Source organism: Nocardia sp. NPDC004722 (assembly GCF_053601505.1).
Genome location: NZ_JBSGBY010000243.1, coordinates 1 through 11,605 on the forward strand (window position 1 = coordinate 1; position 11,605 = coordinate 11,605).

The window sequence follows — 11,605 nt, forward strand, 5'->3', positions numbered from 1 at the left end:
ACTTCCGCAAGGGCTGGCACGGCGAAGTCCCCTCCATCTACGAGTGCGTCGAGAACTTCCGACACGAACCCGTCTTCGTCTAACCATCACCCCGCCGCCGATTTGCTGTGCCGCGGCGAGGAGTTCGGGTGTCGGTTCGACGCCCAGGTCGTGGTGCAGGTGATTTCTGGTGGTGGCGAAGACTTCGCGGGCTCGAGAGCAGCGGCCGTTCGCGATGAGCGCTCGGATCAGCCTGATGGCCAAGGACTCTCGGAGCGGGTCGTGGCGTAGTTCCCATTCCAGCGAATTCAGGACCTCTCGGCTGCGGCCGAGGGCCAGGTACGCGTCGGCCCGGGCCTCGATCGCCTCGAGGCGTGACTGGTTCACGCGGTCGGCGTGCCAGTGCAGGTCGGCGTTGTCGGGCAGGTCCGCCAACGGGGTGCCGCGCCAGAGCGCGAGGGCCGCGTCGAGGGTTTCGGCGGCGCGGGCAGGCTCGGCGGAAGACACGTGGTCGATGCCCGCCGCGACCAGGCGGGTAAAATGGTGCAGGTCGACGTCGTCGGGGTCGATCCGCAGCCGGTAGCCGCCCGCGGCCGACTCGACCGCCGCATTGGCCGGGAGTACCGCGCGGACTCGTTTCACCAGAGTCTGCAAGGCATTGGCCGGGTCGGCGGGCAGGGTGTCACCCCAGATGCCGCAGATCAGGCTGTCGCAACCGATCACCCGGCCCGGCTGCAGGGCGAGCAGCGCCAGCAGCGTGCGCACGCGCGGGCCACCGACCCGCCGCACCGTCCCTTCCACCGAAATCCCCACTGCCCCAAGGAGTCTTACCTGTCCCACACGTGCCTCGCTCGACGTCACACCATTCGATTCGATTCCCCGTTCCGCAAGTCTCACGGCTCATCGAGCGTGCCGGGAGGGCGGAATGTGCCATCCGCAAGGCAAAAACGTGCCAACTTCGCCGCACAGGCGTCAGCCGGTCCGGTGACGCGTGGCGTCAGTGGTCCAGCAACGCCTGACGTCAGTCGGACCAGCGACGCACGGCCCGCCGGGCGGAGCGGGCGTCCCGGTACCCCAGCAGCGCCGCCTGGTCCGCCCCGGCGATACCGGCGGCCGCGGCCACCTCGTACCGGTGCCGCCGGGCCCGCTCGAGTTCCGCGCGCCAGGTGGTGCCGTGCTCGGACAGCCGCCGTTGCAGGGTCCGGCGGCTCATGAACAGCCGCGCCGCCACCCGGTCGACGGTGGCCGAATTGTCCTCCAGCGCAAGGGCGATCGCGATAGCGAGGTGATCGGTCCAGGTGGTGGCGCGCTGCGGCGGCACCGGCTGGGTGGCGGCCGCGTGCGCGCGCAGGATCCCGCCCAGCCGCGGATCGGCGGTGCGCAACGGCGTCTCCAGATCCGCCTTGCGCACGGTGATGCCGTCCACCGGTGCGTCGAAATCGATGGCGGTGGTTCCGAATACGTCGATCAGCCGTTCCCGGTCGCGCGGCGCGCGCTGCCGGAAGGCGACCCGCGCGGGCCGCACGGGCGTGGTGGTGACCAGCCGGGCCCGCATGAAGATCGCCGCCAGCGCCCACTGCATGGCCAGCTCCCGTCCCCGCCCGTCACCGTTGATCATGGTGACCTCGAAGCTGACCTCGTCGTCGGTCTCCGGGCCGGGCTCGAAATAGAAGTTCGTGCTGATCGCCCCCACGAACGGCCCGCACAGCGCCAGCCCCTCACCCAGGGTGGCCGCGGTGGTGAACAGATAGTCGTAGAGCCCGACCTGCCCGATCACATAGCGTTCGGCGATCCGCAGCGCGGCGTCGGCGTCCCCGAGCCCGTGTTCCACCACTTCCCAGGTCCGCAGGTACCCCGCGCTGTGCACGCGGTACTCCTCGCCGCCGCCCAACGACCAACCCGGCAGCCCGGATTCGCGGGCCAGCCGCCGCGCATCGAGGCCCGCGTCGACCGCGTGCCGCAGCACGGACTGCGGGAGCAGCACATTGTCGGTTGTCTCGAACACCGCTCCAGCTTGGGGTGTCCGGCCGACCTGGGCAACCGGTCAGCCCGCGGGCCACGGGTTGTGGAAGCCCTCGGGCACCATCCCGTCGAACATCGCGCGCACCTGCGGTTCCAGCCGCAGCAGCTCCACGTAGGAGCCCAGCGGGCCGCCGGAGTAGTAGACGGACTCCATCCCGACCTCGGGGAAGTCGCCGTGTTGCAGAATCTCCGTACCCGCGGCCTTCAACTCGGCCAGCGCCGCATCGAAATCCGCAGGCACCCAGGCACAGTGGTGCAGCCCCGGCCCGGACCGCGCGAGCGCCTCGGAGTACAGACTCTCCCCCGACACGGGAACGATCAGCTCCACCTGCTGACCACCGGCGTAACCGAGCGCCGAATCAATAGTGAAATCCGCAGGCGCACACCGGAATCGGCAGGTCTCCGGCGCGAAGTGGATACCCGGAATCCGCACCCAATTCTCCACCCCGTACCGCTCCCCGAACTCCCGCTCGGCCGCGTCGAGATCCTCCACAACCCATGCCATCTGGAAGATCGGCCCGGACACCATACTCATACCGCTACTCCTCGCACTAACCCGGCGACCGCCCACCGGTCCGCCCAGCCTGCACCCGACCGCTGGCAGACCCCTGGCAGGTTCGGAACCGGCACGACCGGCGATCGGGAAGCCGGTCCGAGGGAGGCTGTCAGTCTCGCCGGTGCGGGGCGGGCGTGGGTGAGAGGAAGCGCAGTTCGCTGGGGTGGGCCGGGTCGACGATGATGGTCTGGCCGTTGATTTTTCGCTTCATGGCCGGGGGGAGGAAGTGGCGCGGGAAGCTGGTGGGCGCGACTGCCACTCGCAGGCGGTGACCGGCGCGCAACACCGCCTCGGTCGGGTTGATCTCGATATCGATCGCGAACGGCTCGCCCGGCACCACCGGCAGTGCGGTATCGGCGCGCAGGGTGTGCAGCGGGAAGATCAGCTCGCCGTCGACGTAGGTGCTGTTCTTCTCGTCGACGGCACGCAGGGACGACAGCAGCGCGCCGCGCGTCAGCGCCGCCGAACGGCCGTCGGGCTCGACATCTGTGACCGTGACCGACCAGAACGCCTCGGTGCCACCGGTTTCCACCCACAGGTGCAGATTCATCGGGCCCGACAGCACCAGATCCTGAGTCAGCGGCGGGGTCGTGAAGGTGACCGCGGTGGCCTCGGCGCGCCGGTCGTCGGAACCGAAACGGCGGCCCAGCACGGTGGTGACACCCATGGTCATGAGCGCGGTATTGCTGGAGGCGAACGCGCCGCGACCGGTCGGCAGCGGCAGCCGGGTCAGGTCCTCCGGCGGCGTATCGTTCAGTGCCGCATCGGTTCCCGCGTGCGCCGCCGACCCGCTCGGCTCGGGGGTGAGATACAGCCTGCGCACCGTCACGGCCGGATCGGGGAAGCGCGGGCGCGCGATCCAGCCACCACCGCCCTGGCGGCGCACGGTGACCGGGCCGTACCCGTCGACGCCGTTGTCGATTCCCTTGCACCACTTGTCGAACCACGCGCATTGCAGTTCGTCCAACCTCGCGGGATTGCCGGGCTCGCCGAAGCCCGCGCCGATGCTCAGGTGATAGCCGTCGTCGACGAGCACCTGTTTCGCGCCGCCGTCGAGTCCCAGGCGGTCGAACATGCGGAAGTTTGAGCGGTTGTAGACGTCGTGCCAGCCGCCGTGGATCCAGGTCGCCGCGGTGATCCGCTCCAGGTCCGGAAGCCGCTGCGCCCATTCGTCATTGAGGAATCCGTCCGGATGGCCGTCGGTGGTGACGATGGCGCGGGCGCGCCCCAGTCCGCTGAACGGATCGGCGCGGCGATCGCGCACATAGGTCCGCACCAGCCGGTTGCGGATCAGGCCGCGCGGCGACGGCAGGAACTTCGCGCCGTCGACGGCGGCCAGCCACAGCGCCATGCCGGGGGTCGGCACGCCGCCGGTCAGCCCGAGCTCGCGGACCGGATCCTCCCCGGCCACGATGGCGAAGACGGCGTCCAGGCCCTCGGGCCGCTGCCCGGCGGTGATCAGGGCGGCGATACCGCCGTAGGAGATGCCGGTGATCGCGATGTGCCCGTCGCACCATGGCTGTTCGCGTACCCAGCGCAGCACCTCGACGTAGTCGAGATGCTCGCGTGGGCTGAAGAAATCCCAAGCGCCGGTGGAGGATCCGGTGCCGCGCACATCCACCACCAGATCCACGTACCCCCGCGACACCAGCGTCCGGTTGGTCGCCCACACGTCCATCACGCCACCGGCCGGGGTGTGCAACAGGTCCCGCCCGGTGAAGCGTCGCCGATCCGAGGCCCGCACCGCCCGTCCGGCGCGGCGCGCCAGGCCCGCCATCCGCGCCGCGTACCGATTGCCCAGCCGGTTGTAGGGCGTGAAGTTCACGACCACCGGAAACGCGTCGGCCACCGGCTCGGCCCGGCGGTACGCGGGCCGAGTCAGGTCCGCGCACAACACGATTCCATCCGACATGGGAATGGCGACGGTGGTGTCGAGATGGACCGCCGGGTACTGCTCCGGCCCGATATCGAAGCGCGCGTCCGGCGGCAGCGATGCGGTGGCGGGCGTTATCGAAGCAGTCATGGGGCGTCCTCTCGACATCAGCGTCCAAGCCGACAAGCTAGCCCATATTGTCTCAGACAATCATGAAGTCGGTGCGGTGATCGGCGGCCCATTCCGCCAGCGTGCGACCCGGCTTACCGGTCACCGGGGTGACGGGACGAGCTCGATCCGGCGTAACGACGGTGTCGCTCCAGTAGTCCAGCAGCATCTTCATGATCGGCGGCGGGATGTATTGCGCCATCTCGGAACGGAATTCGTCGGCGGTGATCTCGCTCAGCGCGATCTCCCGCCCGATCGCGGCGCCCAGCGTGGCGACCTGCTCGGCCCGGGTGAGCGCCTGCGGCCCGGTGATCGGAATGATCTGCCCCACATACTCATCCGACAACAGCGTCTCCGCCGCCGCCTCGGCCACGTCGAACTCGTGCACCGGCGCCTGCGCGGACTCCAGATACGGCGCCCGAATCGGCGCACCCGACCGAATCTGGAACCGCCACTCCAGCAGATTGTTGGCGAACGTCCCCGGCCGCAGAATAGTCCACCCCGCGGTCCGCTCGGTCACCGCGGCCTCGACCGCACTGTGGTGCATCTGGCTGGCCGACCCGTGATCCCGCGGAAACTCCATAGCCGCCGCCAGCGACGACAACACGGTGAACCGCTCGACCCCCGCGGCAACGGCCGCATCCATGAACACATCTACGCCCCGAGCCGGGAAGACGAAGACCCGATCGACCCCGTCGAAGACCCGCGCCCCGAGGGTCGAGTCATCCCCCAAATCCCCGGCGACCACCTCGACCCCCTCCGGCAACGCCGCGTCCTCGGGCTTGCGGGTCAAAGCGCGGACGGCCACCCCACGCTCGAGAAGAGTAGTGACCAGATGCCGCCCCACGGCCCCGGTAGCCCCGGTGACGAGAACGGTCTGGCTGGACTGACGAATCTCTGTGCTGCTCATGCCATTAATGCTCGCGATAAACACCCCACCCCCACATCACGAGAATTCGTTATTCGGGTGGGGTTATTGCTCCGCGGCGGCCAGGGTCGCGGGTTCGTCGGTGGATTGGGGGCGTCGGGTGCTGTAGAGGAACAGGGCCACCAGCAGGACGCTGAACCAGACGTAGGTGTCGCCGATGAGGTGCTGCCATGGCGTCCAGTGGGTTTCGCGGTGTTCGCCGTCGGGGAGCCAGTTCTGCGGGCCCCAGACGAAAATCGCGATGGTGATCGCGGTGATCAAATACCACGCCGCCGCGCGACGCCTGGGCAGCTGGGTGGCGTAGCCGAGCATGGCCAGCAGCGCCGGGGCGATCCAGATCCAGTGGTGGGACCAGGAGATCGGGGAGACCAGGAGGGTGAAGACGGCGTTGATGCTCAGGGCCAGGGGCGGGAAGTCGGCGGCGCGGCGCATGGCGGGCACCACCAGGGCCAGCAGGGCGGCGCTGAGGATCAGCCACAGGATGGTGAGCAGCGGCTTGTGGATGTCGAAGCGCGCCAGCACGGCCTGAATCGACTGGTTGGTGTGGAAGGCCGAGCCGCTGAGCCCGGACACATTGCCGAGCCCGCCGAACCAGTACTTCATCGACGCGTGCGGCAGGACCGCGAAGGCGATGGCGGTCGCCACGGCCCCGGTGATCGCGGCGGTGACGGCGGCCTTGTAGTCGCGCCGGATGAGGAAGTAGAGCACGAAGGCGGCCGGTGTCAGCTTCACCGCGGCCGCGATGCCGAGCAGCATGCCGCGCCGCCACTTCGGTTTCTCGGTCAGACAGTCGGCGACCACCAGCACCATGAGCAGCAGATTGACCTGCCCGAAGTCCAGTGTCGAATGCGCGGGCTCGAGCAGCAGCCCCAGCGGGGTGGCGCACGCCGTCACCCACAGCGCCAGCTTCTGACGGTCCTCGCCCGGCCACACCCGGCGCGCCACCAGATAGAAGGACAGCGCGAGCGCGACGACCGACGTCAGGAAGAACCCGTAGCGGGCCGCGTCCCACGGCAGGAACGCGAACGGCGACAGCACCAGCGCGGCGAACGGCGGATAGATGAACGGCAGCCCGATCCCGATGGTGGTCTGCGGCAGCTGGCCGTACATGTCCCCGCCGTGCCATGCCGTCTGCACGCCCAGCCGATACACCTGTAGGTCGATGAACCCACCCGTGATCTGTTTGAACGGCCACACCGGCAGCATCAGGCACAGCGCGGTCACGGCCACACAGAATGCGGGAACTAGCCACATCACCCGCCCGAGACGGCGGTCCAGCGACTTCGGTACTTCAACAGCGGTAGAAAAACTCATCCGCGATAACTTTATCGGCGCTCGCGTCGCGGCGCGCACCCGCACCTACCCCGGCTGTGGACGCGGGGGCGGCCGCGGTGGCTCGCAGCCGATGTCCGGCTCCCGGGCAACGGTGTCCCGGCTTGTTAGCCTTACGCCGAAATCTTTCTCACCTGCAGTTCTTCCCGGTTCGTTCCCACGTGCCCCATGGATTGCGAGGTTCCATGAAAGTCGTCCCCGTCGCGCTGAGTTCGGTCCTGGCCGCGCTGACCGCGGTGGTCACCGCGGTCTCCGCGCACGCGACCCCGCTCACGGTGGATGCGCCGGATCCCCAGACCAGCCTGTTCCCGGACGAGCCGGGCGCGGATCAGATCCTGCTGAGTTGCCCGCCGACCCCCGACGCCGACGATCCGCTGGCCCCCATCCCGCCCCGCGACCCGTTGTGCGGCGAGAACGATATGCCGCTGACCAGCGACGTCTACCTGCGCAGTAATGCATATCGGCGGTTGTCGACCATCTACGGCCCCGATGTCGCGGTCAGCCTGATCGGCAACAACCACTACCAGCTGCGTGATCACGCCGGGAACCTCATTCTCGGCGAGGATCGCAGCACGCTGCGGCATGTGCCGTTCGGGAGCGAGATCCCACCGCCGCCCCCGGGGAACATGGCGGATCTGACGCCGCACGAGCAGGCGATTCGCGAGGGCATGTCACGGGTGACCGTCGGCGTGATGCAGGGCGTCGTCTACACCGGCGATCTGACCGACATGTCGGGCTACCTGACCACGCCGATCGGCTCACTGCTGGTGCAAGCCCCCGGCACCGGACCCGACCCGCTGCAGCCGGGTCCCGACGGCGAACGACAGTTGCAGCTGCTCAACAACTTCCAGGTGCTCGACGCGCAGGGCCGCTACGTCATGGGCAATACCCTGACCCTCGGCTCGCCGATGGCGTTGTGGCCCAATGCCGCCGTGCCCTGCCCGCTGGGCACGGTGCCGATCTCGCCGCTGCCGTCGCGCTCACGGCCCGAGAGCGACAAGTCCGTCACCAATGCCGTGGACCTGCCGGATCCGGTGTGCAAGGCGCCGGCCAGCGTCCCGATCACCGGCTTCATCGACGATCAGCCCGCACCGGATCCCGGCGCGAAGCCGCAACCGGATCCGGTGCAGCGGCAGAAGGACATCAATGACGCCTACAGCGCGGTGGGCACGCAGTTCGGGTTGGCGGTGTCGGTCGGCGGTCTGCTCGGCGGTATGACCGGCCTGGTCATCGGGTGCCTGGCCGGCGGCATCGGCGCGGGCACCGCGGGCACCTTCTCCGCGGCGCTGGCCGGGACGGCGACCGGGTTCGCGGGCGGATGTCTCACCGGCGCGGCCATTCTCGGCGCGATGGGCGGCACCATCGGAAGTCTGGCGATCGGGGTGCCGGTCGGGATCATCTCGGGGGTCAACGCGTACAACACTTTGCGGTTGCAAGGAGATGTGGCGCGCAAGCCGATCGCCGAAGAAGTCGCCGCGGCGCTGCCACAACCGGCCCCGGCGGCGGAGGTGGCGGCGGAGGTGAAGGGCTTGCTCGGTTCCGCCGGGGTGCCCACCGAACTGGCAGCGGCTGTACCAGCGGAGGTGATCGCCGCTGTCCCAGCGGAATTCACCGCTCCGCTGGCCGCGATCCTCTCGCAGCTGTCACCGCAGGATTCGCTCGACTGATCAAGCAGGAAATAAATAGGGCCCGGCTACCCAGCCGGGCCCTACTGCTTACCGCGGCCCCAGTGCTTACCGCGGCCCGGCCGCTTACCGCAGCCCTGCTGCCAACTGCGGTCCAATGATTACTGCGAGCCCCTGTTGCCTAGTACGGCCACGGCGTCAGAATCCGCGGCCCGTCCTCGGTGACGGCCACCGTCTGCTCCCACAGCGCCGACCTGCTGCCGTCGGCGGTCTCCTGCGTCCACTCGTCGTCCCGAGTCCGAGTCTCGCTGCCGCCCAACGTCAGAACGGGTTGAATCGCGAGCACCGACCCGATCGCCAGCCGCGGCCCGCGCCCTGGCGTCGGTTCGTTGGCCACGAACGGATCCATGTGCAACTGGCGGCCGATGCCGTGCCCGCCGTATCCCTCGACAATGCCGTAGGCGCGGTCGTGCTTGCGCTCCGCGTCCCGAACGCCTGCCGCGATCGCGGTCGACACATCGGTGAGCGTGCCATCGGGCAACATCGCCCCGATCCCGGAGTCCAGGGCTATCCGGGTGGCCTCGATGAGCCTATGATCTTCCTTGGACAGCTGCCCCACCCCGAAGGTGCAGGCCGCGACGTTGCACCAACCTTCCAACACCACACCGCAATTCACGGAGACCAGATCGCCCGCGGCGAGCACCTCTTCGGCGGTCGGAAGCCCGTTCACAGCGGCATCGTTCACCGACACACAGATCGACTCGGAGAACCCGGAGAACCCTTGGAATGCCGGGATCGCCCCCGATTCGCGAATCACCTGCTCGGCGATCCGAGCCAACTCCAGCGTCGAAACCCCAGGCCGTACCGCCGCGCCGACGACCCCCAGCGTCCGCCCGACCACCACCCCCGCGGCGGCCATCGCATCGAGTTCACCCCGCGTGCGAAACGGCACCACCTTCATCTTCCTGCGGCCGAACACCATCAATCCCCTCCTCGAACCTGCGGACCGCAGAATCTATCCCACCGCGGTCCACCCGGCCCGGCGGCACCCCGGTGATCAGACCGGGGTCGGTTTGATGACGATGCCGTGCGAGACCTGCTGTGACGTCTCACCATCCGCGCCGTAAACCGTAAGCCCGACCCTGCGAACCAGCCGCAGAGGGACCTCGGGCAGAACGAGCGTGACGACGGAGTTCTCCGCCTGCGAGGCAAATTCCGGATTGTCCGCCAGAAAGGCCGCATCGGGCACCCACCGATAGCGCAGCGGCGCACCGCCACCGCGCGACTCACCACCATCAAGCGTGATCGTCTGACCGCTGTATCCGGTGGTCGGGCCCTTGATGACCGCGCGGATCCCGCTGCTGCTGTCGGACAATGCCATGACCGCGATCGTATCGACCGGCAACCCAGCACCCATCAGCGAGCCAGCGACCAGCCCGGCCATCGAGGAGTCCGGGAGCGCGAGGTCGGTCATGGAGCCGATCTCGAACCGCAGGGTGGGGTGGTCGCGGCGGGCCACGTCGATCATGGTGGGCGAGAGGTCTATTCCGGAGGCGTCGATACCCAGTTGGCATAGGTGTGCGGTGATTCGGCCTGCCCCGCAGCCGAGATCGGCGACCGGTCCCCCGCCCTGGGCGCGCACCAGATCGGCGAAAGATGCTATGGCCGAACGCTCTTCGGGTGTGTCGTCCAGCAGGTCGCGGGTGAGGTCCGCGTATGTGCTCGCGACGGTGTCGTAGGAACTGCGCGTGTCGTCCAGCCAGGCGTCGGCGTTCGATCCCGTTTCCACAATGGCAGGCTAGCCGGAGCTGGTCGTAAGTCCAGTCGCTGTGGGGGCGTGGGTGGGCTAGGGTGCTTGCGCCCTGATTCGATCAGCGAAAAGAGCATGATGATGCAGTTCACCGTCCGGACCCGCGCCGCCCTGGTCGCGGTCGCCGTCGGCTTCGCCGGGTTCGCCGTTCCGGTCGCGGGTCAGGCTTTCGCCGATGTGCCCGAACAGGTTTGCCTGTACGACCCGGTCACCGGTGACGAGCATGTCAAGACTCCGGGCGAGGCCTGTGCCGGGCATGCGGCCGGTGGGCCGGGCAACTGGGTGTGCCCGGTCGTGCCCGGCTACGACCTCGTCTCCTCCGACGCCGACGAGATCTACATCGACTGCGACTACAACCCCTCGTAGCGAATCAGACGCGCTCAGTGCGCGCCGAGCGCGTCGAGGATCATGGGGCGGGCGGTGCGCAGGGCTTCCTGCCAGTACGGCCACGTGTGAGTACCGGGCCCGATATCGATGCGGGCGGGAATCCCCAAGGCCGCGAGCCGGTTTCGCAGGATCTGGGTGGCGGTCTGCGTCATGCCTTCCAGGGCCATGGCGTTGATGGTGTTGCCCACACCATTCGGGATATCGGCGCCGGTGGGGACGCCGTTGCCGCTCCAGATGTACATGGGCAGCCCGCGCAGCAGTTCGGCCTGCACGGTCGCGTCATTGCGGCTCCAGGCCGGATTGGTGATCGGGCCCCACATGTCGTCGAGGTTGAAGTTGCCCTCGTCGCGCATGGCGGCGCGCATGCCCTCGTTCCACATCGGGAAGGTGGGATTCACGTAGCCGGAGAAGGATCCGGCGAACCGGAACTGATTCCGGTGGTGGGCGGCCAGCGTCAGCGCGGCGTTGCCGCCCATGGAGGGTCCGACGATGGCGTCGTTGGTGCGCGAAACGCCGTAGCCCGCAAGGAAGTTGGGCAGTTCCTCGGTGAGGAAGGTTTCCCAGCGGTAGGTGAACGTCTGCCCGTTGGTGCTGCTGGGCCGCAGCCAGTCGGTGTAGAAGCTGGAGTGCCCGCCGACCGGGAACACGAGAGTGACGTCGTCCCCGACGAATTGGCGCAGCGCGTCGGTGTCGGAGGTCCACTGGCTGTGGTCGTTGGGAGCGCGCAACCCGTCCAGCAGGTACAGGGCTGAACTGCCGCCGTGCGCGGCCCACTGCACCTGCACCTTGATCGGCCCCATGCTGGAGGGCACCCACAGTTCCTGGTATCCGCCTGACGGCGCGGCCGCGGCCCGCCCGGCGCCGACCGTGGCCTGTGCCGCCCCGAGGGCCGACACCGCCAGCACGGCCGCCACCGCGACGGTGC

At 68.7% G+C, this 11,605-nt stretch carries 11 protein-coding genes; 2 read left to right on the forward strand and 9 right to left on the reverse strand.

What is annotated here, in order from left to right; translation table 11 throughout:
- The 6 genes from ACWELQ_RS23105 to ACWELQ_RS23130 form a co-directional block, all read right to left on the reverse strand.
- Positions 1 to 792: AfsR/SARP family transcriptional regulator (locus ACWELQ_RS23105; protein ID WP_452399123.1), on the reverse strand; the 792-nt coding region annotated here is incomplete at its 3' end.
- A gap of 208 nt (positions 793 to 1,000) precedes the next feature.
- Positions 1,001 to 1,984 (reverse strand): AraC family transcriptional regulator ligand-binding domain-containing protein, encoded by a 984-nt coding sequence (locus tag ACWELQ_RS23110; protein ID WP_452399124.1) that lies wholly within the window; start codon positions 1,982 to 1,984, stop codon positions 1,001 to 1,003.
- Positions 1,985 to 2,023: 39 nt separating this feature from the next.
- Positions 2,024 to 2,536, reverse strand: a complete 513-nt coding sequence (locus tag ACWELQ_RS23115) for a VOC family protein (RefSeq protein ID WP_452399125.1) — start codon at positions 2,534 to 2,536, stop codon at positions 2,024 to 2,026.
- A gap of 130 nt (positions 2,537 to 2,666) precedes the next feature.
- The gene (locus ACWELQ_RS23120; RefSeq protein WP_452399126.1) at positions 2,667 to 4,580 is read right to left on the reverse strand and encodes a CocE/NonD family hydrolase; all 1,914 of its coding nucleotides are present in this window, start codon (positions 4,578 to 4,580) and stop codon (positions 2,667 to 2,669) included.
- A 52-nt stretch (positions 4,581 to 4,632) separates the two neighbouring features.
- Positions 4,633 to 5,508 carry an SDR family oxidoreductase gene (locus tag ACWELQ_RS23125; RefSeq protein ID WP_452399127.1) on the reverse strand — a complete coding sequence of 292 codons (876 nt, stop codon included), beginning with the start codon at positions 5,506 to 5,508 and terminating at the stop codon, positions 4,633 to 4,635.
- Between the two features lie 63 nt (positions 5,509 to 5,571).
- Positions 5,572 to 6,840, reverse strand: coding sequence for a glycosyltransferase 87 family protein (locus tag ACWELQ_RS23130; RefSeq protein ID WP_452399128.1), 1,269 nt, complete (start codon positions 6,838 to 6,840; stop codon positions 5,572 to 5,574).
- Positions 6,841 to 7,043: 203 nt separating this feature from the next.
- Here ACWELQ_RS23130 and ACWELQ_RS23135 point away from each other — a divergent pair, with 203 nt between their 5' ends.
- Positions 7,044 to 8,525: a hypothetical protein gene (locus tag ACWELQ_RS23135; protein WP_452399129.1), complete on the forward strand. Its 1,482-nt coding sequence runs from the start codon at positions 7,044 to 7,046 to the stop codon at positions 8,523 to 8,525.
- A 139-nt stretch (positions 8,526 to 8,664) separates the two neighbouring features.
- Here ACWELQ_RS23135 and map read toward each other — a convergent pair whose 3' ends face one another.
- Together map and ACWELQ_RS23145 are read right to left on the reverse strand one after the other, a co-directional pair.
- A complete protein-coding gene (gene map / locus ACWELQ_RS23140) occupies positions 8,665 to 9,465 on the reverse strand; it encodes a type I methionyl aminopeptidase (RefSeq protein ID WP_452399130.1) in 801 nt (266 codons plus the stop codon).
- A 75-nt stretch (positions 9,466 to 9,540) separates the two neighbouring features.
- Complete coding sequence (locus ACWELQ_RS23145; protein ID WP_452399131.1) at positions 9,541 to 10,272, reverse strand: class I SAM-dependent DNA methyltransferase; 732 nt, start codon at positions 10,270 to 10,272, stop codon at positions 9,541 to 9,543.
- Positions 10,273 to 10,374: 102 nt separating this feature from the next.
- On the opposite strand from ACWELQ_RS23145, the gene ACWELQ_RS23150 reads away from it, so the two are divergent.
- On the forward strand, positions 10,375 to 10,659 hold the full coding sequence (locus ACWELQ_RS23150) for a hypothetical protein (RefSeq protein WP_452399132.1): 285 nt from the start codon (positions 10,375 to 10,377) through the stop codon (positions 10,657 to 10,659).
- A 14-nt stretch (positions 10,660 to 10,673) separates the two neighbouring features.
- Here ACWELQ_RS23150 and ACWELQ_RS23155 read toward each other — a convergent pair.
- Positions 10,674 to 11,605 (reverse strand): alpha/beta hydrolase (locus ACWELQ_RS23155; RefSeq protein WP_452399133.1); only part of this gene is annotated, 932 nt, incomplete at its 5' end.